This window comes from Sphingopyxis sp. CR5 (assembly GCF_059693785.1).
Window position 1 is genome coordinate 268,488 of record NZ_JCATIE010000004.1, and the last position, 25,426, is coordinate 293,913.

Annotated in this window: 22 protein-coding genes; 8 read left to right on the forward strand and 14 right to left on the reverse strand. The window is 67.4% G+C overall.

Going from position 1 to position 25,426, the window contains the following annotated elements:
* The first annotated feature begins 33 nt into the window (after positions 1–33).
* Both AC58D2_RS08190 and AC58D2_RS08195 read left to right on the forward strand, forming a co-directional pair.
* On the forward strand, positions 34–690 hold the full coding sequence (locus AC58D2_RS08190; RefSeq protein WP_497389321.1) for an adenylate kinase: 657 nt from the start codon (positions 34–36) through the stop codon (positions 688–690).
* A 47-nt stretch (positions 691–737) separates the two neighbouring features.
* Entirely contained in the window at positions 738–1,421 is a 684-nt protein-coding gene (locus AC58D2_RS08195) for an SRPBCC family protein (RefSeq protein ID WP_497389124.1), read from the forward strand.
* On the opposite strand, the gene AC58D2_RS08200 is transcribed toward AC58D2_RS08195, so the two are convergent.
* Together AC58D2_RS08200 and AC58D2_RS08205 are read right to left on the reverse strand one after the other, a co-directional pair.
* Positions 1,418–1,945, reverse strand: coding sequence for a YceD family protein (locus tag AC58D2_RS08200; RefSeq protein ID WP_497389125.1), 528 nt, complete (start codon positions 1,943–1,945; stop codon positions 1,418–1,420). The genes AC58D2_RS08195 and AC58D2_RS08200 overlap by 4 nt on opposite strands.
* Positions 1,942–2,472: a ubiquinol-cytochrome C chaperone family protein gene (locus tag AC58D2_RS08205; protein WP_497389126.1), complete on the reverse strand. Its 531-nt coding sequence runs from the start codon at positions 2,470–2,472 to the stop codon at positions 1,942–1,944. The genes AC58D2_RS08200 and AC58D2_RS08205 overlap by 4 nt, the downstream gene beginning before the upstream one ends.
* A gap of 198 nt (positions 2,473–2,670) precedes the next feature.
* Here AC58D2_RS08205 and AC58D2_RS08210 point away from each other — a divergent pair, with 198 nt between their 5' ends.
* Positions 2,671–3,165, forward strand: coding sequence for an outer membrane protein assembly factor BamE (locus AC58D2_RS08210; RefSeq protein WP_497389127.1), 495 nt, complete (start codon positions 2,671–2,673; stop codon positions 3,163–3,165).
* A 56-nt stretch (positions 3,166–3,221) separates the two neighbouring features.
* Here the strand turns inward: AC58D2_RS08210 and AC58D2_RS08215 are convergent, their stop codons facing one another.
* Positions 3,222–5,486, reverse strand: coding sequence for an NADP-dependent malic enzyme (locus tag AC58D2_RS08215; protein ID WP_497389128.1), 2,265 nt, complete (start codon positions 5,484–5,486; stop codon positions 3,222–3,224).
* Between the two features lie 963 nt (positions 5,487–6,449).
* On the opposite strand from AC58D2_RS08215, the gene mutS reads away from it, so the two are divergent.
* On the forward strand, positions 6,450–9,113 hold the full coding sequence (mutS, locus tag AC58D2_RS08220) for a DNA mismatch repair protein MutS (protein WP_497389129.1): 2,664 nt from the start codon (positions 6,450–6,452) through the stop codon (positions 9,111–9,113).
* Positions 9,110–11,866, forward strand: coding sequence for a [protein-PII] uridylyltransferase (locus AC58D2_RS08225; protein ID WP_497389130.1), 2,757 nt, complete (start codon positions 9,110–9,112; stop codon positions 11,864–11,866). The genes mutS and AC58D2_RS08225 overlap by 4 nt, the downstream gene beginning before the upstream one ends.
* A gap of 20 nt (positions 11,867–11,886) precedes the next feature.
* Here AC58D2_RS08225 and AC58D2_RS08230 read toward each other — a convergent pair whose 3' ends face one another.
* The 9 genes from AC58D2_RS08230 to hisN all read right to left on the reverse strand — a co-directional run bounded on the left by AC58D2_RS08230 (position 11,887) and on the right by hisN (position 20,617).
* Positions 11,887–12,750, reverse strand: a complete 864-nt coding sequence (locus AC58D2_RS08230) for a GGDEF domain-containing protein (RefSeq protein WP_497389131.1) — start codon at positions 12,748–12,750, stop codon at positions 11,887–11,889.
* Between the two features lie 146 nt (positions 12,751–12,896).
* Positions 12,897–13,856 carry an alpha/beta hydrolase gene (locus tag AC58D2_RS08235; protein ID WP_497389133.1) on the reverse strand — a complete coding sequence of 320 codons (960 nt, stop codon included), beginning with the start codon at positions 13,854–13,856 and terminating at the stop codon, positions 12,897–12,899.
* A 30-nt stretch (positions 13,857–13,886) separates the two neighbouring features.
* Positions 13,887–16,268 (reverse strand): phenylalanine--tRNA ligase subunit beta, encoded by a 2,382-nt coding sequence (pheT, locus tag AC58D2_RS08240; RefSeq protein WP_497389135.1) that lies wholly within the window; start codon positions 16,266–16,268, stop codon positions 13,887–13,889.
* On the reverse strand, positions 16,265–17,359 hold the full coding sequence (pheS, locus tag AC58D2_RS08245; RefSeq protein ID WP_497389137.1) for a phenylalanine--tRNA ligase subunit alpha: 1,095 nt from the start codon (positions 17,357–17,359) through the stop codon (positions 16,265–16,267). The genes pheT and pheS overlap by 4 nt, the downstream gene beginning before the upstream one ends.
* A gap of 158 nt (positions 17,360–17,517) precedes the next feature.
* The gene (locus tag AC58D2_RS08250) at positions 17,518–18,414 is read right to left on the reverse strand and encodes a helix-turn-helix domain-containing protein (protein WP_497389139.1); all 897 of its coding nucleotides are present in this window, start codon (positions 18,412–18,414) and stop codon (positions 17,518–17,520) included.
* A gap of 339 nt (positions 18,415–18,753) precedes the next feature.
* Positions 18,754–19,119 (reverse strand): 50S ribosomal protein L20, encoded by a 366-nt coding sequence (gene rplT / locus AC58D2_RS08255; protein WP_497389141.1) that lies wholly within the window; start codon positions 19,117–19,119, stop codon positions 18,754–18,756.
* 13 nt (positions 19,120–19,132) lie between these two features.
* A complete protein-coding gene (gene rpmI, locus AC58D2_RS08260; RefSeq protein WP_089215951.1) occupies positions 19,133–19,336 on the reverse strand; it encodes a 50S ribosomal protein L35 in 204 nt (67 codons plus the stop codon).
* Between the two features lie 129 nt (positions 19,337–19,465).
* Positions 19,466–19,816, reverse strand: coding sequence for a GFA family protein (locus tag AC58D2_RS08265; RefSeq protein WP_497389143.1), 351 nt, complete (start codon positions 19,814–19,816; stop codon positions 19,466–19,468).
* Positions 19,817–19,834: 18 nt separating this feature from the next.
* A complete protein-coding gene (hisN, locus tag AC58D2_RS08270; RefSeq protein ID WP_497389144.1) occupies positions 19,835–20,617 on the reverse strand; it encodes a histidinol-phosphatase in 783 nt (260 codons plus the stop codon).
* A 114-nt stretch (positions 20,618–20,731) separates the two neighbouring features.
* Here hisN and AC58D2_RS08275 point away from each other — a divergent pair, with 114 nt between their 5' ends.
* Positions 20,732–21,274 (forward strand): TetR/AcrR family transcriptional regulator, encoded by a 543-nt coding sequence (locus AC58D2_RS08275; RefSeq protein WP_497389146.1) that lies wholly within the window; start codon positions 20,732–20,734, stop codon positions 21,272–21,274.
* A gap of 4 nt (positions 21,275–21,278) precedes the next feature.
* Here AC58D2_RS08275 and AC58D2_RS08280 read toward each other — a convergent pair whose 3' ends face one another.
* On the reverse strand, positions 21,279–22,214 hold the full coding sequence (locus AC58D2_RS08280; RefSeq protein WP_497389148.1) for a ribose-phosphate pyrophosphokinase: 936 nt from the start codon (positions 22,212–22,214) through the stop codon (positions 21,279–21,281).
* A gap of 70 nt (positions 22,215–22,284) precedes the next feature.
* Entirely contained in the window at positions 22,285–23,034 is a 750-nt protein-coding gene (locus AC58D2_RS08285; RefSeq protein ID WP_497389150.1) for a LytTR family DNA-binding domain-containing protein, read from the reverse strand.
* Positions 23,035–23,200: 166 nt separating this feature from the next.
* Here AC58D2_RS08285 and AC58D2_RS08290 point away from each other — a divergent pair, with 166 nt between their 5' ends.
* Together AC58D2_RS08290 and AC58D2_RS08295 are read left to right on the forward strand one after the other, a co-directional pair.
* The gene (locus AC58D2_RS08290; protein ID WP_497389152.1) at positions 23,201–23,713 is read left to right on the forward strand and encodes a DUF2306 domain-containing protein; all 513 of its coding nucleotides are present in this window, start codon (positions 23,201–23,203) and stop codon (positions 23,711–23,713) included.
* Between the two features lie 31 nt (positions 23,714–23,744).
* Positions 23,745–25,418, forward strand: a complete 1,674-nt coding sequence (locus AC58D2_RS08295; RefSeq protein WP_497389154.1) for an NAD+ synthase — start codon at positions 23,745–23,747, stop codon at positions 25,416–25,418.
* Positions 25,419–25,426: the final 8 nt, after the last annotated feature.

Sequence of the window (25,426 nt, forward strand, 5' to 3'; positions counted from 1 at the left end):
CGATTGTGTAGGGAGACAGGGGCTTTCATGACGCTGAACATCATCCTGCTTGGCCCGCCGGGGGCGGGAAAGGGCACGCAGGCTTCGCGCCTCGAAACCGAACATGGCATGGTCCAGCTTTCGACCGGCGACATGCTGCGCGCCGCGGTGAAGGCGGGGACGCCAACGGGGCTGCAAGCCAAGGCGGTGATGGATGCGGGCGAACTGGTCTCCGATGCGATCGTTTCGGGCCTGATCGGCGAACGGCTCGACGAACTCGGTCCCGACGTGTCGGTGATCTTCGATGGCTATCCGCGCACCGCCGCACAGGCCGAGGCGCTCGACACGATTCTCTCGACCCGCGGACGCAAGCTCGATCATGTCATCGAACTGGTGGTCGAGGAGGACGCGCTCGTCGATCGTATCACCGGTCGCTTTTCCTGCGCGAAATGCGGCGCGGGCTATCACGACCGCTACAAGCTGCCCAAGGTCGCCGACACCTGCGACAAATGCGGCAGCCATGAATTCAAGCGCCGGCCCGACGACAATGAGGAAACGGTGCGGACGCGGATGGCCGAATATCGCGCCAAGACCGCGCCGATCCTGCCGATCTACGAGGAGCGCGGCATCGTGGCGCATGTCGACGGCATGGCGCCGATCGACGAGGTGAACGACGCGATCGAAACGATCCTCGCGACCGCGACGGCCTAGCCAGCGCCTCGGCCTCCGGCTAAACGGAGGAAAAGGGGGGCAGGGCGATGCAGTATCGAATTGCGATCATGCTGGTATCGGCGGCGCTCGTCGGCGCGCCGGCACAGGCGAAGGTCATCGACGAAGGCGACATCGGCTTTACCGTCGCCCATACGGCGCAGGTCGCCGCATCCCCCGACGCGGTGTGGACGATGCTTCGGGCGCCCGACAAATGGTGGTCCGCCGAGCATAGCTGGTCGGGCGACGCCGCGAACTTCTGGCTCGACGCGCAGGCGGGGGGCTGTTTCTGCGAAAAACTTCCGGGCGCCGACGGCGCGATGGGCAGCGTCCAGCACGCCCGGATCATCTTCGCCCAGCCCGGGCGAATGATGCGTCTGTCGGGCGCGTTCGGGCCGCTGCAGGGCGAAGCGGTCACGGGCACGCTGACCGTCCAGATCAAGCCGACCGAGGCGGGCTCCGCGATCCGCTTCGATTATGTCGTCGGCGGTTATATGCGCTTCAAGGTCGGCGAGGTCGCACCCGCTGTCGACAAGGTGATCGGCGAACAGCTCGTCATGCTCGCCCAGGCGCTCGGCGGTGCGCTGCCGGTGCGGGGCGACAAAGCCGATGCGCCGGCCGACGAGGCGAAACCCGGGTCCGACGCGCCCGCGAAAGAGGAACCGAGCCTCGACGAGGCGATGGCCGATCTGCTGACGGGCGACGCCGCGACCGGCGGCGCGGGTGACGATTAACGCTCCGGTTTGTCGCGCAGCTTGGCGAGTGCGGCGAACGGTCCCGCCTGTTCTTCGCTGAGCACGCCCTTTTCGGCAAGGATCCGGTCGGCGTCGGGGTGGCGCGGGAAGGGATCGAGCGCGAGCGACAACGTCTGCACCGCCGCTTCGCCAAGGTCGGCCCGGTCGCCTTCGAGCGGCAGTATGTCGCAATCGGCGCTGCCTATCTCCACCTCTTCCTCGTCCGCTGCGTCGGGCATGGCTTCGCGCAGAAAGCGCAGGTCAAAGGATTCGCGAATCGTCGCCGGGACGGGCAGGTCGGTCGCGGCACACGCCTGCACGACGTCGGCCTCGACCGAGCCGGTCGCCGCGATCCCGCCCGCGACCGCGCGCAGTTCGGCCTCGACCGCAAAGCGATCGAGCGCGACGATCCCGAGCCGGGCCGCGATCGCCGCCCTCGCGTCGGCGTCGGCTTCGAGCGCGACGTGCCGCCCTTGCGTCGCCTCGGCGAGCGTGACGATGTGCGGGAATTCCCCGTCGCTCATGCGCCGGGTCCGGGCAAGCGTTCGGCCTTGATCAGCGTGGCGACGGGCATCGCGGCCAGCGCGCCGCGCAGCGCCGCGACCTCGGCGGCGACATGGTCGAGCCCCGCCTCCGCCGGTGCCGTTCCGCGCCACAGGTTGCGCACCAGCGCCTGCCGCAACGCGTCGGACCCGTCGGCGGCGCGATAGGCACCCAGCCGGCCGCCGAGCGCGCCGACCATCCGCCCGATCTGCTTGCCGACCACCATGTCGCCGAAGCCGATCTGGCGGATCTGGCCGTCCATGTCGTCGACGAACAATTCGGTCAGCTGAACCCCGGCCGCGGCCCGCGCCGGATCGTCGTCGATGCGATGAAGCACGAGCGACAGCACCAGGCAGATCATGTCGAACCGCCCGTCGAGCGTGTCGGGTACGCCGCCGTCGCGATACCAATGCGGCGCGCGCGCGACATCGACGACCGCCGACCATAGCGGCCGCAGCGCCTCGCGCGGGTCGGGGGTGGACCGAAAGAGTTTGCGCAGCGAAATCATCCCGACCGCTTAGGCGCATTCGGCGGCGCCGAAAAGGGGGCGTGCGAGTCAGCTTCCAGCAAGCTTCGGCCCGCCACAAGCGGCTTGTGTGCGTCGCCCGCTTGCGGTTAAGAGGCGCGAGACAATGCGCAGCCGATCGCTGCCGGCCGCCGGGGCGGGCGGTCGGGTGAGGCCGGGGCTGCGCGACGGAGACTGTTGATGCCGAATGCCAAGCCTGCCTATGTCGCCCCTCGCCTGCGCCTGATCGCGGCGGGGCTGATCGTTGCGTTGACGGCGAGCGGCTGCGCGCAACTTCGCGGGCGCCAGGGCTATGTCGTCGATCCGACGCTGACCCAGGCGATCACGCCGGGCGTCGATAATCGCGAATCGGTCGAAAAGACCCTTGGCCATCCGACGTTCGTCAGCCAGTTCAGCGACAAGGAATATTATTATCTGTCGCGCGAAACCCGCCAGCTCGCTTTCGCCCGGCCGCGCCCGGTGACGCAGGACGTGATGCGCGTCCGCTTCGATGCGCAAGGCAATGTCGTGGCGGTCGACCACACCGGTCTCGACCTCGTCAGCCGGATCAGCCCCGAAGGCGACAAGACCCCGACGCTCGGTCGCGACCGCAGCTTCTTCGAGGATATCTTCGGCAATATCGGCGCAGTGGGCGCCGCCGGCATGGGCCCGTCGGGCGGCAACACCGGACCTTAGTTTGGCGCCGCCCCCGCCTTCGCGGGGGCGACGTCTCACTCTGCGCAGGACAAATCTTATCCCGTGATCCCGCCCGCGGCGAGCACCGCCAGGGTGACGAGGTCCGAGGCGGGCGAGGCCATCGTCGCGACCTGCACCGGCTTTTCCATCCCGACGAGCACCGGGCCGATCACCGCGCCGCTGCCCAGCTCGCGCAGCAGCTTGGCCGACAGGTTCGCCGATTGCAGCCCCGGCATGACCAGCACGTTCGCGGGCCCGGACAGGCGGCAGAAGGGATAGTTTTTCATCAGCCGCTCGTTCAGCGCGACGTCGGGCGCCATTTCGCCTTCATATTCGAACTCGGGCTGGCGATCGTCGAGGATGTGGACCGCCTCGCGGATATTGTCGAGCCACGATCCCGGCGGGTTGCCGAAGGTCGAATAGGAGAGGAAGGCGACGCGCGGTTCGTGCCCCATGCGGCGCGCGACCTGTGCGGTGCGCTCGGCGATGTCGGCGAGCATTTCGGCCGACGGGCGCTCGTTCACCGTGGTGTCGGCGATGAAGATCGTGTGCTGCTGCCCGACCCAGATGTGCATGCCGAACGGGGTCTTGCCCTCGGCATGGTCGATCACGCGGCGCACCTCGCGCATCGTCTGCGCATAGGTGCGCGTGACGCCGGTGATCATCGCGTCGCCGAGCCCCAGCTTGAGCAGCAGCGAACCAAAGATGTTGCGGTCGCGATTGACCATGCGCTCGCAGTCGCGGCGCAGATAGCCGCGGCGCTGGAGCCGCTTGTAGAGCATGTCGACCATTTCGGGCACGTGCGGCGAATTGACGCTGTTGTGCACCTCATAGCTTTCGGGATCGGCGACCCCCAGCTCGCGCAGCTTGTCGTGCAGCCCCTCGCGCCCGACGAGCACGGGGATGCCGTATCCGCCCTCGCGGAACTGGATCGCCGCGCGCATCACCACTTCCTCCTCGCCCTCGGCAAAGACGACGCGCTTCGGATTCTTGCGCGCCGCTTCATAGGCGAGGGTCAGCACCGACGTCGTCGGGTTGAGCCGCGCGCGCAGGCTGGTGCGATAGGCGTCGAGGTCGGCGATCGGCTTTTGCGCCACCCCCGATTCGCTCGCCGCCTTGGCGACCGCTGCGGGGACGATCTCCATCAGCCGCGGGTCGAAGGGGGAGGGGATGATATAGTCGGGGCCAAAGCTCGACGCGCGCCCGCCATAGGCCGCGGCAACCTCCTCGGGCACCTGCTGGCGTGCGAGCTCGGCGATCGCATGCGCCGCGGCGATCTTCATCTCCTCGTTGATCGCGGTCGCGCGCACGTCGAGCGCGCCGCGAAAGATGAAGGGGAAGCACAGCACATTGTTGACCTGGTTCGGATAGTCCGAACGGCCGGTGGCGATGATCGCGTCGGGCCGCGCCGCGCGCGCATCGGGCGGCGAGATTTCGGGATCGGGGTTCGCCATCGCAAAGATGATCGGCGCGGGCGCCATGTCCTTGACCATCTCGGGCTTGAGCGCGCCGGCGGCCGAGAGGCCCAGGAACACATCGGCGCCGACCAGCGCCTGCGTCAGGTCGCGCGCCTCGGTCGGTACCGCATGCGCCGACTTCCACTGGTCCATGCCCTCGGTGCGGCCCTGATAGATGGTGCCCTTGCGGTCGCACATGATGACATGGTCGTGCGGGACACCCATCGCCTTGATCAGCTCGGTGCAGGCGATCGCCGCCGCCCCCGCGCCGTTGACCACGACCTTGATATCCTTCAGCTCGCGCCCGGTCAGGTGACACGCGTTGATCAGCCCGGCGGCGGTGATGATCGCGGTGCCGTGCTGGTCGTCGTGGAACACCGGGATGTTCATTTTCTCTTTCAGCGCCGCTTCGATGATGAAGCAGTTGGGCGCTGCGATATCCTCGAGATTGATGCCGCCGAAGCTGGGTTCGAGCAGCTCGACCGCGTCGATGAATGCTTGCGGGTCCTCGGTCTTCAGCTCGAGGTCGATCGAATCGACGTCGGCAAAGCGCTTGAACAGCACCGCCTTGCCTTCCATCACCGGCTTCGAGGCGAGCGCGCCGAGATTGCCGAGCCCCAGGATCGCGGTGCCGTTCGAGATCACCGCGACGAGGTTGCCCTTGGCCGTATAGTCATAGGCCTTCGCTGGATCATCGGCGATCGCGTTCACCGGGACGGCGACGCCGGGCGAATAGGCGAGGCTGAGGTCGCGCTGCGTCGCCATCGGCTTCGACGCGACGATCTCGATTTTCCCGGGGCGGCCATAGCTGTGGTAAAGCAGCGCCTCGCGGTCGGAAAATTGCACCTTGCTGCCGCTGTCCATAATCTATCCTCTCGAAATCAAAACAAGATGCGCGCCCGAGCCTTTCCCCTAGCGCCGCCTCGTCAAAATGAAACCGTGAATGTGGGCGCGGCGATGAAGCCGGGACGGATTTCGGGCTGAAGTTCCTCCCCATCGCTGCGCGGCAGGGAGGAGCTTATCCTGTTCCGTCACCCCGGACTTGATCCGGGGTCCACTGGCGCGGCGCTGAAAGAATGGATCCCGGATCAAGTCCGGGATGACGAAGGAGAGGAAATGGCGCCGACTGCCTCCCGGAAGCCGTCTTCGAACGCGATCTGACGACCACCGACGATGGTTGCCGACGTAGGGCCGCTGTGCGATGTAAATTTCATGGGGGAAATTCTTCGACGGATCGCCGGGGTGGCATTGTTATCGGTTTGCTTCTGCGCCGTTACCGCATGTGCGGAAGGATGGAAGGCGAGCGAGGCTGAGAGCCGCAATTGGCTTCCCGGCGCATATCCTCATCTCCGGCGCGTAATCGTGCTCTTGCGAATGTGCCAGCCAACCCGTTCAAGTGGATATCAGACCATTTGGGTCGATGGCTCGAATGATGACGTGAAGCCTCGCTGCTCGTTAGGGGACGATGGTCAGATTGCGGAGATTCGCAATGAGTTACGGGCGGCGCACCTTCTAGGTGTGAATTATTTGCCGAGCGGTGATTCTCGCGTCCCGGTGAGTTGGGCCGAGTTCATCCTGTTCAGAGAGGGCATTGTGACGTCCGGCTCGATGACGTCCGTGAAATACGAAGCCAAGCCTCAGCCCTGCGAAGCGACATCCGACGGAGACGAAAGCTTCCGCGTCCTGTATCGGCCGATCACGTCTGCACCTTGTCGATGGTTTTGGGTGCGTTCAGAGGGCTGAAAACTGACGTCGCTGCCTATCCCAAAACCCCGATAACTGCACCGCCACCTTGCCATGCCGCCCCCAATCCCTATGCAGGGGGCGATGCCCGCCACCGCTCGAAAACCCGCGAACAGCAACGCCGCTCCCGCCGCCGCGACGCCGATGATGGCGCAATATTGGGCGCTCAAGGAAAAAGCGGGCGATTGCCTGCTTTTCTATCGCATGGGCGACTTTTTCGAGCTGTTCTTCGACGATGCGAAGGCGGCGGCCTCGACGCTCGACATCGCGCTCACCGCGCGCGGCGAGCATGGCGGCGCGCCGGTGCCGATGTGCGGCGTGCCCGTCCATGCGGCCGAATCCTACCTCGCGCGGCTCATCAAGGCGGGGCACCGCGTCGCGATCGCCGAACAGGTTGAAACCCCTGCGGAGGCCAAGGCGCGCGGCGGGTCGAAGGCGCTCGTCGCGCGCGACATCGTGCGCTTCGTCACCGCCGGCACGCTGACCGAAGAGGCGCTGCTCGAAGGGCGCAGCGCGAACCGTCTCGCCGCGCTCGCCGAAGTCGGGAGCGAAGGCAGCGTCGCGATCGCCGCCGCCGACATTTCGACCGGCCGGTTCGAGGTCGTCGCGGTCGCCCCCGCGCAGGTCGAGGCCGAGCTCGCGCGGCTCGCGCCGTCCGAGCTGCTGGTGAGCGAGGCGGCGGCGGAGCTGCCCGCCTGGGGCGCGCGCCAGCTCGTGCGGCGCCCGGCGCCGGATTTTGCGAGCGAAGCCGGGCGGAAACGGCTCGAAGCGCTGTTCGGGGTGCAGACGCTCGACGGCTTCGGCCAGTTCGGCCGCGGCGAATGCGCGGCGATGGGCGCGCTCGCCGCCTATCTCGACCATGTCGCGACCGGCCAGCCGATCTTCCTCCAGCCGCCGGTGCGCCTGTCGGCGTCGGACCGCATGGCGATCGACGCGGCAACGCGCGAAAGCCTCGAGCTTGTCCGCACGATGGAGGGGACGCGCGAGGGCAGCCTGCTCGGCACCATCGACCGCACGGTGACCGCGGCGGGCGCGCGGCTGCTCGCCGACGATCTGGCGAGCCCGCTCACCGACCGGGCTGCGATCCTCGACCGGCTCGATTTCGTCGATGCGCTCGCGCGCGACGCCTTGTGGCGCGCCGAGCTGCGCGCCGACCTGCGCGCGCTGCCCGACGCCGGGCGCGCGCTCGGCCGGCTCGTCGCGGGGCGCGGCGGCCCGCGCGATCTGGCGCAGCTTCGCGATGCGCTCGGCGGCGCGCGGCTGCTGCGCGAACGGCTCGCGCGGCGCGGCGATCTGCCGCCCTTACTGGCGCGGCTGCTGCCGGGACTCGACGGGCATGGCGTGCTCGTCGACGAACTGACGCGCGCGCTGATCGAAACGCCGCCGGTCGATGCGGCGCAGGGCGGCTATGTCGCCGAGGGCTATGACGCCGCGCTCGACGCGCTGCGCGAAACCGCGCGCGACGGACGCAAGGCGATCGCTGCGCTCGAGGCGCAATATCGCGAACGCACCGGCATCGCCTCCTTGAAGATCCGCCACAATGGCGTGCTCGGCTATCATGTCGAGGTACCCGCGAAGCATGCCGACGCGCTGATGGCGCCCACGTCGGGCTTTACCCATCGCCAGACGCTCGCGGGCGTCGTGCGCTTCAACTCGGCCGATCTGCACGAGGCCGCGAGCCGGGTGACGCAGGCGGGCGTCCACGCGCTCGCGGCCGAGGCCGCGCATCTCGAGGCGCTCACCGAACAGGCGACGCAGCGGCGCGAGGCGATCGCCGCGAGCTGCGACGTGCTCGCGCGGATCGACGTCGCCGCCGCGCTCGCCGACCATGCGATGAGCCACAATTGGTGCCGCCCCGATCTCGCGGACGAGCCGTGCCTCGAGGTCGGCGGCGGGCGGCATCCGGTGGTCGAGGCGGCGCTCGCAAAGGGCGGCGAGCGCTTCGTCCCCAACGATGTCTCCCTTTCGGAGGCCGACCGGCTGTGGCTCGTCACCGGCCCCAATATGGGCGGTAAATCGACCTTCCTCAGGCAGAATGCGCTGATCGTCGTTCTTGCGCAGGCGGGCGCCTTCGTTCCCGCGAACGCGGCGAAGTTGGGGCTCGTCGACCGGCTGTTCAGCCGCGTCGGGGCGAGCGACAATCTCGCGCGCGGGCGCTCGACCTTCATGGTCGAAATGGTCGAAACCGCCGCGATTCTCGCGCAGGCGACGCCCGACAGCTTCGTGATCCTCGACGAGGTCGGGCGCGGCACCTCGACCTATGACGGGCTCGCGCTCGCCTGGTCGGTGGTCGAGGCGGTGCATGAGGTCAACCGCTGCCGCTGCCTGTTCGCGACGCATTATCACGAGCTCACACGCCTCGCCGAGACGCTCGATGCGCTGTCGCTCCACCATGTCCGCGCGCGCGAATGGCAGGGCGATCTGGTGCTGCTCCACGAACTTGCAGAGGGACCGGCGGACCGCAGCTACGGCCTTGCGGTCGCGCGGCTCGCGGGGGTGCCGGCCGGCGTCGTCAAGCGCGCCGAGGCGGTGCTCGCGAAGCTCGAGGCGGGGCGCCAGGCAACCGGCGGACTCGCCGCGGGACTCGACGACCTGCCGCTTTTCGCCGCGACGCTGGCCGAGGCGCCGGCGGAGGCGGCCGATGCGCTGCGAACCGCGCTCGCCGACATCGATCCCGATGCGCTGGCACCGCGCGAGGCGCTCGACGCGCTCTATCGGCTCAAGCAGATATTGGCGGAGGGGGCATGAGCGAGCTGTTCGCCAATCTCGAGGGACGCCGCGCGATCATCGACCGGCGCGCGGTGGCCGAGCGGCTCGAGGCGCTCGCCGTCGAAACGAACGACAGCGGCAAGCGACGCCGCGCGCTCGTCGACGAGCTCAAGGCCGCGCTCGAACAGGGCCGGGCGGAGGTCGCGCGCCGCCTGGTCGCACAACCGTCGTCGGGGCGCATCGCGGCGCAGGCGACCGCCTTCCTGATCGACCAGATCGTCCGTCTTTCGTACGACTTCACGGTCGATCACCTCTACCCCGCGGGCAATCGCTCGGCGGGCGAGCGGATCACGGTCATCGCGGTCGGCGGTTATGGTCGCGGCGAAATGGCGCCGTTCAGCGACGTCGACATCGGCTTCCTCACCCCGTTCAAGCAGACGAGCTGGACCGAACAGGTGATCGAGGCACAGCTCTATACGCTGTGGGATCTGGGGCTGAAGGTCGGCCATTCGTCGCGCTCGTTGGACGAGATGGTGCGCGCGGCAAAAGACGATCTCACCATCACCACCGCGCTGCTCGAAGGGCGCTTCGTCTGGGGCGACCGCGATCTTTACGATGCCGCCGCGGCGCGGTTCGATGCAGAGGTCGTCGCGGGCAATGCGCGCAGCTTCGTCGCCGAAAAGCTCGCCGAGCGCGACGAGCGGCACAAGAGGATGGGCGATTCGCGCTACGTCGTCGAACCCAATGTGAAGGAAGGGAAGGGGGGGCTGCGCGACCTTCACACCCTGTTCTGGATCGGCAAGTTCATCCACCGCGTCCGCACCGTCCCAGAACTCGTCGACGCGGGGCTGCTCACCGCAAAGGAGCTCCGGCAATTTTCGCGGGCCGAAAATTTCCTGCTCGCGGTGCGCTGCCATCTCCATATCCTCGCGGGGCGCGCCGAGGACCGGCTGACCTTCGATTTCCAGCGCGAGATCGCGGCGCGGATGCAGTTCGCCGACCGGCCGGGCAAGAGCCCCGTCGAGCGCTTCATGCAGCTCTATTTCCTCCACGCCAAAAGCGTCGGCGATCTGACCGGCACCTTCCTCGCGCATCTCGACGAACAGATGGCGGCGCGCGGGCGGCGCTTCCTGCCTTCGATCCGGCGCCGGCCGGGCAAGCTAAACGGATTCGTGCTCGACCGCGGCCGGCTCGCGCTACCCTCGGACGATTTCTTTCAGGCCGACCCGGTGCGCCTGCTCGAAATCTTTGCGCTCGCCGACAGGCACGGGCTCGAAATCCATCCGCAGGCGATGCGCCAGGCGCGCCACGATGCGAAGCTGATCGACGGCAAGGTGCGGCGCACCGCGCGCGCGGATGCGCTGTTCCTCGATGTCCTCACCAGCCCGCGCGACCCCGAAACGGTGCTGCGCTGGATGAACGAAGCCGGCGTTTTCGGCCGCTTCGTGCCCGATTTCGGCCGCGTCGTCGCGCAGATGCAGTTCGACATGTATCACCACTATACCGTCGACGAACACACGATCCGCGCGATCGGCCTGCTGTCGGACATCGAACAGGATCGGCTGAAGGGCGATCACCCGTTGTCGACCGCGATCATGGACCAGATCCAGTCGCGGCGCGTCATCTATGTCGCGGTCCTCCTCCACGACATCGCCAAGGGGCGCGGCGGCGATCATAGCGTGCTCGGCGCCGAACTCGCGCTGCGCGTGTGCCCGCGGCTGGGGCTGACCGACGCGGAGACCGAGACGGTGTCGTGGCTGGTGCGCTATCATCTGTTGATGTCGGCGACCGCGTTCAAGCGCGACCTCGCCGATTTCAAGACGATCCTGGACTTTGCCCAGATCGTGCAGAGCCCGGAACGCCTGCGCCTGCTGCTCGTCCTCACCGTCGTCGATATCCGCGCGGTGGGCCCGGGCGTATGGAACAGCTGGAAGCGCCAGCTCCTGACCGAACTCTACGATGCCGCCGAAGAAGTCCTCCGCCTCGGCCACAAGCAGCGCGGCCGCGAGGTGCGGATCGCGAGCAAGAAGGAGGAAGCGCAGGCGCTGCTCCAGATGGACGACAGGGATTTCGGCAAGCTCGCGAAGCGCCTGCCCGAAAGCTATTGGATCGCCGAGCCGGTCGAGGTCATCGCGGCGAACCTGCTCCACATCCAGAAGGCGGGCAGCGCGCCGCTGCATATCGCCGCGGTGCCCGACGACGATCGCGGGGCGACGCTGGTGATGGTGCTCGCCGCCGACCACCCGGGCCTCTTCTACCGGATCGCCGGCGGCATACACCTCGCCGGCGGCAATATCATCGACGCGCGCATCCATACGACGCGCGACGGCCTCGCGCTCGACAATTTCCTCGTCCAGGACCCGCTCGGCCGCCCCTTTGCGGAGGCCGAACAGATCGTGAGGCTGACCCGCGCGATCGAGGACGCGCTCGCCAACCGACAGAAATTGCTGCCGAAACTGGAGGCACGCGCGCTGCCCCGCACCCGCGCCGAAGCGTTTCGGGTGGCGCCGAACGTGTTCGTCGACAATAAGGCGTCCAATCGGTTTACAGTGATAGAGGTCAATGCGCAGGACCGCCCGGCGCTGCTCAACCAGCTCGCCTACGCGCTGTTCCAGTCGAAGGTCACGGTCCACAGCGCGCATGTCGCGACTTATGGCGAGCGCGCGGTCGATACCTTCTATGTCACCGACCTGATCGGCGACAAGATCGACGGCGGCGCGCGGGTCAAGAGCCTGGAAAAACGGCTGCTGGAGGCGGCGGGGAGCAACAGCGAGGATGCGGTCGCCGCCTGACGGGGGCCGTCGTCCGGGCGTCAGTCTCTCGCGGCGAGCACAAGGTTCCGGCCGCCCTGCTTCGCGGCATAAAGGATCGAATCGGCAGCGCGCATGGCGTCGTCCAGACCGGCGGGGTCGCGGACCCGCGCCATCCCGCAGGAAAAGGTGACCCGAACGCGGCCGACGAGAAACGGCGTTTCGCCCGCCATCGACTCCTGCATCCGCTCGACGATGTCCGATGCCTGCGACAGCGACGTATCGGGGAACAGGATCGCGAACTCCTCACCGCCCCAGCGCGCTGCAATGTCGGATCGACGGATCGACGAAGCGAGATGCTCGGCGAAATCGGCGAGCAGGCTGTCGCCGCGATCATGGCCATATTCGTCGTTCACCCGCTTGAAGCGATCAAGATCGACGATCGCGAGGACCGAATCGCGATGTCCGTCAAGCACCGGGCGAATGGCGTCCAGAAAGCCGCGCCTGTTGCGCAAACCGGTCAGGACGTCCCGCTCGGCCGCGTCCTTCAGCCGATCGATCCGCCGCGTCGTTTCGCTCGCAGCGTGCGCAACACCCTGAAGCAACCTGCCGACGATGTCGTCGCCGCCCGGCGGTACGGCCCCGACATCCTCGCCGCGCTGAACCGTCTGCAACAGCGTCACCGCATGCCGGACGGGCGCGAGCAGGGCAGATATCGACCAGATGGCGCCGATCGTGCCGGCCAGCGTGGCGACGAGCAGCACGGCCAATAGCGGCAGGTCCCAGTCGTGGCGCCAGCTCAAGATCGCCACGCACGCGATCAGCGGCAGGTGCACCGCCAGGAAGCAGACCACCAAAAGTCGTCGTTCATAATGACGGGGAAACAGGAAGCGCGTTGCGAGGTAGAATTGCATCCAACATGCCATCTATCTGATTTAACCGGCAATTTGACGCGGATTTTCGGGGATCGTTCCGGCGGTGGATCGTCGCATGGCGGTCGCTGCGACGAATCGTGGCATCGACCCGATGGATTGTTCTGACGGCGGCGTGTCGGGGGCGGCGCCTGCCGGGCCTACCCGCCGGCGGGGGCGGTCATCGCCGCCGCGGCGGCGAGCAAGCCGGCGTTGAAACGCTGCGACAGCGCAGCGGTCGGCACCGCGTTGAAGGCGTGAATCGCCCCGGCATAGCTGTGCAGGTCGACGGGGACCCCCGCGGCGCTCAGCCGGCGCGCATAGTCGAGATTTTCGTCGAAGAAGAGGTCGAGGCTGCCGGTTGCGATATAGGCTGGCGGCAAACCCGACAGGTCTTCGGCCAGACTCGGCGAAAACCAGCCGCGCCGCGCATCGTCGGCGCGATAATCGCCTTGCAGCGCGCGCCAGCCGAAGCGATTGCTCGCGCGGGTCCAGATGAACTCGCCCGTGCTCGGGTTGCGATAGGGGCAGGCGTCGCTTCCGGTGCGATGGTCGAGCATCGGATAGGTGAGCAGTTGCCCCGCGATGCGGGGTCCTCCCAGGTCGCGCGCCATGATCGCGAGCGCCGCGGCAAGCCCGCCGCCCGCGCTTTCGCCTGCGACAACGATCCGCCCGGCATCGAAGCCCAGCGCGTCGGCCTGGCCGGCAAGCCATGCCAGCGCCGAATGGCAATCCTCCTGCGGGGCCGGAAACGGATGCTCGGGTGCCAGCCGATAGTCGACCGACGCGACCGGTACGCCCGCGGCCTGCGCGAGCGCGGCGGGTGCCGACTGGATCTGCCGCGCCGATCCCATCACCATCCCGCCGCCGTGGATGTGCAGGATCGCCCCGGCGTCGCGACGCGGCGCTTCGGGACGATAGAGGAGGAGCAGGATGTCGGGGCCGCCGTGGATCGACGCGATCCGCACCTCTTCGGGTGCGATCGCCGGCGGCGGCAGGAAGGCATAGCTTTCGGCCGCCTTGGCCCGGATGTCGGCGATCGGCGCCGCGTCCAGGTCGAAGCGCGGGAACAGGTCGATCAGCGGCGCGATTTCGGGATCGACCAGCGGCCGTGTCGTCATCATCCTCTCCTCCGGGCCGGACGCCGCCCGTCACCCCCGAAGGCCAGCGCCCAGCTTCGCCGCTGCGGCGACCACCTTGTCGGCGATCGCCTTCAACTCGGCCTCGGTGAAACTCTTGTCCTGCGGTTGCAATTCGACCTCGATCGCCAGGCTGACCTGCCCGTCGGGTACGCCGGCCCCTGCAAAGCGGTCGAACAGGCGGGCGTCGACGATCGCCGTCTTGTCGGCGCCGCGGATCGCGCGGACGAGGTCGGCCGCGGCCAGCGTTTCCGGCGCGAGGAAGGCGAAATCGCGACGCACCGATTGCAGAGCGGGGGGCGCATAGGCCGCGCGCGCGGGGCCGCTTGCGCGCTTCGCGGGAACCGCGTCCATGAAAAGCTGCACCGCCATGACCGGGCCGTCGACGTCGAAGTGGCGCGTCAGCGCGGGATGCAGCGCCCCGAATTCGGCAAGCACCGTCTTAGGGCCCAGGCGAAGCGTGGCCGACTGGCCGGGATGCCAGACCGCCCCTTCGCTCACCGTCTCCATCACCTGCAACCGGTCGGTCGGCGCGCCGGCGGCGTCGAGCAACGCGAGGGCGGTCGCCTTGGCGTCGAAGGCGTCGAACGGCACCGGCTTGCCCGCCTGCCAGCTTCGCGCGCGCTTGTCGCCCGCCATCAGCAGCGCCAGCGTCGGATGTTCGGCGTCGGCGAGATAGCGGCGGCCGATCTCGAACAGGCGGATGCTGTCCGCGCCGCGATTCCGGTTGCGGGCGGCCGCCGACAGCAGGCCGGGAAGCAGCGACGGGCGCATGACCTTCAGGTCCTCGCTGATCGGGTTGGCGAGGCTCCACGCGCCGCCACCGAAGGGGGCGGCTTCACGATCCGAGACAAAGCTCCACGTCACCGCCTCGTGATAGCCCGCCGCCGCGGCGGCGCGGCGCAGGCGGCGTTCGAGCAGCTGGTCGGGGGTCGCGGTCGGCCGGGCGACGCCGTCCGTACGCGGCAGTGGGGTCGAAGGGATCGCATCGAAGCCGTGGATGCGGGTGACTTCCTCGACCACGTCGGCAGGCCCGTCCATGTCGCGGCGCCAGCTCGGCACGGCGATGCGCCACGCGCCTCCCGTTTCGACGCCGAAGCCCAGCGCCTCCAGAATGTCGCGCTGGCGTTCGGCGGGAATCGCGATTCCGCCCAGCGTTTCGGCGAGCGCCGGATCATAGGCGATCGTTCGCGGTTCGACCGGAGGCGTTCCGGCGCGGGTGATCGCCGAGGGGGTGCCGCCGCAGATCGACAGGATGTGGCCGGTGACGATGGCGGTCGCCTCGTCCAGAAAGGCGGGATCGACCCCGCGTTCGAACCGGCTGCGCGCATCGCTCGTCAGCGCGAGCGCCTGACCCGTGAGCGCGATCCGCTCGGGCGTGAAATAGGCGATTTCGAGCAGCACGTCGGTCGTCGCTTCGCTGCACCCCGAATGCTCGCCGCCCATGATGCCCGCGATGTCGTGGACCCCGGCGTCGTCGGCGATCACCGTCATCGTGCCTGTCAGCGCATAATCCTTGCCGTTGAGCGCGGTGACGCTCTCGCCCTCTTGAGCGCGGCGCGCGACCAGGGGGCCGGTCAGTTTGGCGCGGTCGTAGATATGGCTGGGACGGCCGAGGTCGAACATCACATAGTTGCTGATGTCGACGAGCGCCGAGATCGAACGCTGGCCGATCGCTTCGAGACGGCGGCGCATCCAGTCGGGCGCCGTACCGTTGGCGACCCCCGCGATGGTGCGGCCATAGAAGGCGGGACAGCCTTCGGGGTCGTCGGTGCGGATTTCGGTGGCCGGCCCGCCTTTGCCTTCGATCGCGGGCACCGCGAGCGGCTTCAGCGCGCCCAGCCCGGCCGCGGCCAGGTCGCGCGCGATCCCGCGCACGCCCATGCAATCCTGCCGGTTGGGGGTGATAGAAATGTCGATGACCGGATCGTTCGCTTGCTGATAGTCGGCGAAGGCCGTTCCCACGGGCGCGTCGGCGGGCAGTTCGATGATGCCGTCATGCTCGTCGCCGAGTTCGAGCTCGCGCACCGAGCACATCATGCCGTTCGACGTGACGCCGCGGATCGCGGAAACTTTCAGCTCCATGCCGTTCGCGGGCACGACCGCGCCAGGGGTTCCCAGCACGCCGACAAGCCCGGCGCGGGCATTGGGCGCGCCGCATACGACCTGCAACGGGGTGCCGTCGCCGGCGTCGACGGTCAGCACTTGCAGCTTGTCGGCCTGCGGGTGCTTCTCGGCGGTCAGAACCTTCGCGATGCGAAAGCCTGCGAGCCGTTCGGCGGGGTTTTCGACACCTTCGACCTCGTGACCGATGCGGTTGAGCGTGGCGACGACATCCTCGACGGTGAAATCGCCGTCCAGATGGTCGCGGAGCCATTCGAGGGTCAGTTTCATGCCGAGATTCCTCCGCTCAGCGTCGGAACGTTGAGCGCGCCGAAGCCATAATGGGCAAGCCAGCGCAGGTCGCCGTCGAAGAAGGCGCGCAGATCGTCCATGCCATATTTGAGCATCGCCAGCCGGTCGACGCCGACCCCGAAGGCGAAACCCTGCCATTCGGCGGGGTCGAGCCCGCAATTGGCGATCACGCGCGGGTGGACCATGCCGCTGCCCAGCAGTTCCATCCACGCATGGCCCGCATCGTCGCCGTTCCCCCCGACGATGCGGCGGCCCTTTTCCTGGGCATAGCCGACGTCGACCTCGGCCGACGGCTCGGTGAAGGGGAAATAGGACGGGCGCAGCCGCAGCACGATATCGTCGCGCTCGAAATAGGCCTTGAGAAAGGTCTCGAGCGTGTATTTGAGGTGCCCCAGATGGATGCCGCGGTCGATGACGAGACCTTCGATCTGGTGAAACATCGGGGTGTGCGTCGCATCGCTGTCGCTGCGATAGACGCGGCCGGGGGCGATGATGCGGATCGGCGGTTCATCGCGCATCATCGTGCGGATCTGCACCGGCGATGTGTGCGTGCGCAGCAGCATCGAGCGGCCATCGGCATCCATGTCCGGAAAATAGAAAGTGTCGTGCATCGCGCGCGCGGGATGTGTCTCGGGAATGTTGAGCGCGGTGAAATTGTGCCAGTCGTCCTCGATCTCCGGACCCGTCGCGACCGCGAAGCCCATGTCGGCGAAGATTTCGGCGAGTTCGTCCATCACCTGGCTGACCGGGTGGACGCTGCCGCTGGGCGCGATCTCGGCCGGCAGCGTCATGTCGAGCCGCTCGGCCGCAAGCCTGGTTTCGAGTGCGACGGCTTCGAGCGCGGCCTTGCGTGCCGCGATCGCGTCGGTCACCGCCTCGCGCAACGCATGGATCTGTGGCCCCTGTGCCTGCCGTTCATCGGGCGTCATGCCGCCCAGGGTCTTGAGCAGCGCCGAAACGCTGCCCGCCTTGCCCAGCGCGGCGACGCGCAGTGCCTCGAGCGCGTCGAGGTCTGCGGCGCTTTCAATATCGGCCAATAGCCCGGCCTTCATCGCCTGATAGTCGCTCATCTCATTCGTCCTGCGGCGGCGGGTCGCCCGGGGGCGCGCCGCCGCTGTCTGTCCTTTTGGCTTATCGGGCGATCGGCGATGGGAACCCGCCCTTGCCCCGCCGCCGCTTGCACCGAAGCGGCGGCGCGGGTCAACCCATATGAGCGTATCATCAGGCTCTAGCCTTGCGGCTTGTGCAGCCCCTGCACCGCCTCGCCCGCGGCGGCGGCGCGTGCAAGGGCCGCAGCGCCGAGGATCGGCTTCGGACGTGCGGCATAGGCGCGGGGGCTCATGCCCATGAAGCGCCGGAAATCGCGGTTGAACTGTGCCTGATCATAATATTGGAGGTCGAGCGTATCGATCCACGCCATCGAAGGGTCGAGCATGAACCGCGCGAGGCTCCGCAGGAAGCGCTGGCGGCGGAGCAGCAGTTTCGGCGGGAAGCCGAACGCCCGCCGACTGAGCCGTTCCACAGAGCGTTCGGAAAGGCCGAGCATGTCGGCAAGCGCGGAGACGCTGGCCAGCCCCTCGTCGACCAGCGCGGCATGGGCACGACCAATGGCCGGATCGCCGGGCGCGCTGTTGGCAAGGAGCGCGGTGAAATGTCCGTCGATCATCCGCGCGCCGGCATCGGCGTCCTCGATATGCGGCAGGCCGCTGGCGAGCGGCGCGATCGTGGCAAAGGCCGGGTGCGCGGCACCATCGCAAAAGCGGTCGGCAAGCGCGTCCGCGCGAAGCGGCACGAATCGCGCCCAGCCCATCGGGAGGATACCGATCCCCCAGGCACGCATCGTTCCAGCGGCGAAATAGGTCGCCCGGCTGGTCGGCCCCGCCACGATGAATGCAGGCGCCGGGCGCGGCGTATCGCCGCCGATCGCCGCCAGCGGAACTTCTCCCGTCACGAAGCGCATATTGGCCCATTCGGGATGCAGATAATCCTCGGCCCGGACCCCGGGCGGCGCGTCGATCTCAAGCAAATAGATGGTGCTGGCATAGGGGCGCAGCGCCGGCGACACCGGAAAGAAACGCGTGGTTACGCGCGGGCGGTTGCCTGCGGTTCGATTGCACTCGTCCATCGGCGCCAGCTTGCGAGGATCGCCGCCGAAAAACAATGAATTGAACGGCGCGATGTCGGTTTTCTACAACTTTTGTCACAGGTGTGACGCTATACGTCACCGACAGGGACCAGGGTTTATGCCACAGTATAGGAACACTTCCGCCGGCCGACGGCTATCTGCGACCCACGGCTAACCGGTTCGGAGGGAGGGGGGCGATGCATCCTCTGGATCATCGTCGAGACGGCGCGGGGGCATCGCCTTCCGCGCCGTCTCTCTCGGGCCGGACGGCCGTGCATGGAAAAGGGCGGCCCCCAGCGATGGAGGCCGCCCTTTTGGTTTTCGGTGTACCGGGGCGCGTCAGGCGGCCTTCGGCAGCGCCTTCTTGGCCTGTTCGATGATCGCGGCGAACACGGCGCCTTCGTTCATCGCAAGATCGGCCATGACCTTGCGGTCGAGTTCGATTCCGGCCAGCTTCACGCCGTGCATGAACTGCGAATAGGTCAGGCCTTCGGCGCGGACCGCGGCGTTGATGCGCTGAATCCACAGGGCGCGGAAGTTCCGCTTTTTGACCTTGCGGTCGCGATAAGCGTACTGGCCGGCCTTTTCGACGGCCTGGCGCGCGATGCGGATGGTGTTCTTGCGACGGCCGTAATAGCCCTTCGCCTGTTCCAGGATCCGGTTGTGCTTGGCGCGCGTGGTCGTGCCGCGTTTGATACGGGACATGTCTTAGCGCTCCTTACTTCAGGCCATAGGGCGCCCAGAGGCGCACATGGGCCGCGTCCGAATCGCTGAGCACGCTGGTGCCGCGGTTGGTGCGGATATATTTGGCGTTATGCGAAATCAGGCGGTGGCGCTTGCCGGCGACGCCGTGCTTCACCTTGCCCGAGGCGGTGAATTTGAAGCGTTTCTTCACACCGCTCTTGGTCTTGAGCTTGGGCATTTTCGTCTCCTTCTGTGCGACGATATCGACCGGCCCTGGCAGCCCTTTCCGGCCAGGCAGGTCATCCACTTATCGTGCGAAGGCGCGCGCCTAGCGGGATTCGCGGCGAAATGCAAGCGCGGCGGCGGTTCAGAAGCTTGCGCCGTCGACCCTCTGGATCGCCAGCGAATCGAGATCGGCTTCGGGAACGCAGCGCAGGTTCACCGCCGCCATCTTTTCCCCCGTCGGACCCGTGCCGACCGAAAAGCCCTGGCACCCGCAGTCGGTGCAGAACTGGTGATCGATATTATGCTTGTTGAACTTGTAGCTCGCGAGCTTGTCGGCGCCGCTTTTCAGGCGGAACCGGTCGATCGGCACGAAGCTCAGCAGGAATCCCTTGCGGCGGCAGTGCGAACAGTTGCAGCTCGTCGCTTCGCCTGGAACGTCGCCTTCGACTTCGTAGGTCACGGCGCCGCAGTGGCAGCTTCCTTCATAGGCCATGATCGTTCCTTTCGTGCATCAATGGTGACAGGCAAGCCCTTCGATCACATCTTCGAGCCGCGCCGGATCGCCGAGTGCGACGATATGGCCGCTGCTGTCGGCGTTCAGCGGGTCGCCGTTCCAGTCGCACATCATCCCGCCAGCGCCATCGACCACGGGAACGAGCGCGGCATAATCGTGCAGCTTCAGGCCGGCTTCGACCACCAGGTCGATATGCCCGCTGCTGAGCAGTCCGTAATTATAGCAGTCGCCGCCAAAGACCATGCGCTTGTGCGAGGTCTTCGCCGCGAGCGCCATGAAATGCTCGCCGTCGTGATCGCTGAAATATTGCGGGCCGGTGGTCGCTAGCGTCGCATCGGCGAGGTCGCGGCAGGCCCGCGTCGCGGCGGGGCGGCCATTGAACAGCGTCGGTTCGCCCATCGCGCCGACCCAGCGTTCGCCGCTGACGGGCTGGTCGATGATGCCGAGCACCGGCCAGCCGTCCTGCAACAATGCGATCAGCGTGCCGAAGATCGGCCGGCCGGCCATGAAGCTGACCGTGCCGTCGATCGGGTCGAGCACCCATTGCCGCGCCGCGCCCGCGCGCTCGGCGCCATATTCTTCCCCGATTATTCCGTCGCGCGGTGCCTCCGCGTCGAGCAGCCGGCGCATCGCCGCCTCGGCGGCGCGATCGGCCTCGGTCACCGGCGAGGCGTCGGCCTTGGCCTCGTGCGAATAGTCGGTGCGGAACAGGGGGCGGATGGCGGAGCCGGCCGCATCGGCGAGGCGATGGGCGAGCGCAAGATCGGATTCGAGCGACATGGCGCGGTGCTAGCGCGGCCGGGGCAGCGCCGCCAGCCCTTCGCGATCACCGGCCCGGTGAATTGAGCGATTCAACGCGATTTACAGATTGAGTATAATTTGTAAAAATCCTTTATGGCCGATGCCATTTCTCTCGACCCGGTGGTGGCGACCATCGCACGCTACGGCGTGCGTCGCACGTCGATGACCGACGTGGCACGGGCGCTCGGCATGTCGCGGCAATCGCTCTACAATCGTTTCGGTTCAAAGCCCGCGCTGATCGCATGGGCGCAAGGATCGCTTGCGGACCGCTCGCTCGCCGAGGCACTGGCGTCGATCAACCAGCCGGCGAAAACGCTTCCCGCGCGGCTCGTCGACGCGCTCGATGCTTGGGTCGGACGGCACCGCCACGCGCTCGACGCCTCGCCGCATGGTGCCGAGATCGTCTTGGCCCTGCAGCCCGACCCTCCCGACGCCGTCCGCGCCTCCGAACGAAAACTCGTCGCCGCAATGGCCGAAGCGATCCGGCTCAGCGGGCCCGGATCGGCGGTGCCGCGCGCGGGCAGCATTGCACAGGCGCTATGCTGGACGGCACGCGGCCTCGTCCATGCCGTGCCCGACCACGCGGCCTTCCGTCGCCAGATGGATCATATCGCCGGTGCGCTGGTTGCGCGATGATCGCTCAGTCGAACAGGGACGAGACGCTCGTTTCGTCGGCGATGCGCTTGATCGCTTCGCCGAGCAAAGGCGCCACGGTCAGGGCGCGCACCTTGGTGCTGTCGTTCACCGCATCGGTCGGCTGGATTGAATCGGTAATGACGAGTTCGGTCAGCTCGCTCGCATCGACGCGGGCGACCGCGCCGCCCGACAAGACGCCGTGGGTGCAATAGGCGACGACGCCCTCGGCGCCCTGCGCCTTGAGCGCGGCGGCCGCATTGCAGAGCGTGCCCGCCGAATCGACGATATCGTCGATCAGCACGCAGAAGCGGCCTTCGACATCGCCGATGATGTTCATCACCTCCGATTCGCCGGCGCGCTCGCGGCGCTTGTCGACGATCGCCAGCGGTGCGTTGTCGAGCCGTTTGGCGAGCGCCCGGGCGCGGACCACGCCGCCGACGTCGGGCGACACGACCGTCAGATTCTTGCCCCCGAACCGCGCCTGGATGTCGGCGCTCATCACCGGCGCAGCATAGAGATTGTCGGTGGGGATGTCGAAGAAACCCTGGATCTGTCCTGCGTGAAGGTCGATCGCGAGGACGCGGTCGGCGCCCGCAGTGGTAACGAGGTTGGCGACGAGCTTGGCCGAGATGGGGGTGCGCGGCCCGGGTTTGCGATCTTGTCGCGCATAGCCGAAATAGGGGATCACCGCGGTGATGCGCTTGGCCGACGCGCGGCGCAGCGCATCGGTGATGATCAGCAGCTCCATCAGATTGTCGTTCGCGGGGAAGTTGGTCGGCTGGATGACGAACACGTCCTGACCGCGGACATTTTCGTGGATCTCGACGAAGACTTCCTCGTCGGCAAAGCGGCGAACACTCGTGTCGGCGAGCGGCAGCTCCAGATAGTCCGCGATCGCGCGGGCGAGAGGAAGGTTGCTGTTGCCGGAAATGAGTTTCATGCGCTGCCCCTTGTCGCCGGTTGGGGATGGATGCGCGCCCCTTAGCCAGCGCACGCGGATAGGGGAAGGGTCAAATCCACCCGGCGGCCCGCAAAGCCGGCATTGCATCGCGCGCCACGGGCGCCTGGTGCCCCGTCGCCAGCGTCACGACGGCGGTTCGGCCTTCGCGGCGGATTGACGCGACCGCGTCCTTCGCGACCCACCAGCTGCGGTGGATGCGCAGGCCGTCGACGTCGCCGAGCCGCTCGATCGCGTCGCGCATCCGCATAAGGATCATCTCTTCGCGTGTGTCGCCGATCACGCGAACATAATGATCCTCTCCCTTCAACGCGCGAACGGCGCCAAAGCCGGGCGGCAGGTCCATCGCGGGCCGACCGGCGGGCGCGGGCGGCGGGGGATCTGCGGCGACGACTGCTTGTTCCGCGTCGCCGCGCGGCCGGAACAGCGCCTTCATCGGAACGACGACGACGACCGCAATGATGAGAATATAGAGGTACATCGTCCAGAAGCCGCGCCAGCGCAGCGTCCCGGCCAGGTCGAGGGGCGACGTCAACAGGACGATGACCAGCGTAACCGGCAGTGCTGCGACGGCAAGCGCAACCAAGTCCCCCGCGGCGCGCGGCAGTCCGGTCGTCTCGCACAGCCACCCCGCGACGATTCCCGTCGGGCGGAAAAAGGCATAGCCGGCGAGCAACCAGGCGATCCAGTTCAGGATCCGCAATGCGGGCGGCAGGGCAAAGGTTCCGAAGGGGCCGAGCAGCCCGATGACGAGGCCGATTGCAACCATCGCCAATATCTCGATCGCCAGTCGCTTTGCCATGCAGCGATGTCTGCGTGCCATTTCACGAAGCGTCAATGGGCTGGATGCCCCGGTTCGCGAACTTTCCTGCCGCGCCTGCGAAGCCGGGGTTGTTCGTCAACGGCGCTGCGACAGGAAGGGGCCATCGCCGATCCACCCGGACCAACTGCAACAGGAAACGCCCCGCATGACCAGCCCCCTCTCCTCCGCCATGCACACCAGCCAGCTCCCCGCGGATCGCCTTCGCCGTTTCGCGCTGATGGCGCTGCTCATCGTCGCCGCGGTGCTGGCCGCGCTCGCGGCGCGCAGCTTCGTGGGTTCGGACTATCGGACGCCCATGTGGGCGATATGGGTGCATCTCGCGACCGTCGTGCCCGCCGTGCCGCTTGGCGCCTGGTTGCTGTGGCGCGCCCGAAAGGGCGACTTGGCGCACCGGATCGGCGGCCGGCTGTGGGCGGTGATGATGCTCGTCACCGCGGTCGACAGCTTCTGGATCCGTACCGTCACCGGCACGATCGGACCGATCCACATTTTTTCGGTCATCGTGCTGGTCCAGATTCCGCGCGCCATCCTGCTCGCGCGGGCGGGACAGATCGACCGCCATCTGAAGATGATGCGCGGGGTCTATTTCGGGCTGATCGCGGCGGGTCTGCTCGCGATGGCGCCGGGCCGGACGCTATGGTCGCTCGTCTTCGGTTGAAATCGGGGCGGTTCGTCGTAAACGCGAAGGCATGACCGCTCCCGCCGACACGCTCACCCTCGTCCTGTCGCAGATGACGCAGGCGGTCGGCGACCTGTCCGCCAATGCCGAAGCGATGCGCGCCGTCCGCGCGCGTCACCGGCACGCCGACCTGATCCTCTATCCCGAGCTGCAACTGATCGGCTACCCGCCCGAGGATCTGGTGCTCAAGCCCGCGCTCGCGACACGTGCCGCGGCCATGCTCGCCGAACTGGCAGCCGACACCGCCGACGGCGGCCCCGCGATGCTCGTCGGCTCGGTCGAGCGCGACGCCGGGGGCAAGCTCTATAATATCGTCGCCCTGCTCGACGGTGGCGAGGTCGTCGCGATACGGCGCAAGCACGAGCTGCCGAACTACGGCACGTTCGACGAAAAGCGCGTCTTTGCGCCGGGACCCTTGCCCGACATCGTCGAATGGCGCGGGGTGAAGCTGGGCCTGCCGATCTGCGAAGACGGCTGGCTGCCGGCGGTCTGCCGCCATCTCGCGAAGCAGGGCGCCGAACTGCTGGTCTCGGTCAACGGCAGCCCGTACGAAATCGACAAGGACGACCGCCGATTGAGCCAGGTCTTCGGAACGCGCGTCGCGGAGAACCGGCTGCCGCTCGCCTTTTTGAACCGCGTCGGCGGGCAGGACGAGCTGGTCTTCGATGGCTGCTCCTTCGTGCTCAATGCCGACGGGACGACGGCGCACCGGCTCGTCGATTGGGAAGAGGAAGAGCGCGTCACCCACTGGGCCAAAGACGCCAGCGGGGGCTGGGTCTGCGCGCCGGGCGCGGTCGCGGAATGGGACGCGCATCCCGCGGACATCTATCACGCGATGCTGGTGTCCTTGCGCGACTATGTCGAGCGCAACGGCTTCCCCGGCGTCGTGCTCGGCCTGTCGGGCGGAATCGATTCGGCGATCTGCGCCGCGATCGCTGCCGACGCGCTGGGCCCCGACAAGGTCTGGTGCGTGATGCTGCCGAGCCGCTTTACCAGCCAGGAAAGTCTCGACGATGCGCGCGGATGTGCTGAGATGATCGGCTGCCGGCTCGACACGATAGCGATCGCGCCAGCGGTCGAGGCGTTCGATACGATGCTCGAAGGCAGCTTCGCCGACAGGGACGTCGACACCACCGAAGAAAATGTCCAGTCGCGTATCCGCGGCGTGACGTTGATGGCGCTCAGCAACAAGTTCGGCCCGATGCTGCTGACCACGGGCAACAAGAGCGAAATGAGCGTCGGCTATGCGACCATCTATGGCGACATGGCGGGGGGCTATAATCCGCTGAAGGATGCGTACAAGACCACGGTATTCGCGATCGCGAAGTGGCGCAACGCGCACGCGCCGCGCCTCTCGCGCAATCCGGTGTTCCCGGTGATGCCCGATCGCATCATCACCAAGCCGCCGAGTGCCGAACTGCGGCCCGACCAGAAGGACGAAGACAGCCTGCCGCCCTATGAGGATCTCGACCGCATGCTGCATATGCTCGTCGAGGAAGAGGCGAGTGTCGACGATGTGGTCCAGCGCTACGGTTTCGACCGCGATGCGGTGGCGCGGATCGAGCGCCTGCTCGCGATTGCCGAATACAAGCGCCGCCAGGCACCGCCGGGCGTCAAGCTGTCGACGCGCAACTTCGGCCGCGACCGCCGCTATCCGATCACCCACGGGTTCCGGACGGCCTGACTCGCCCT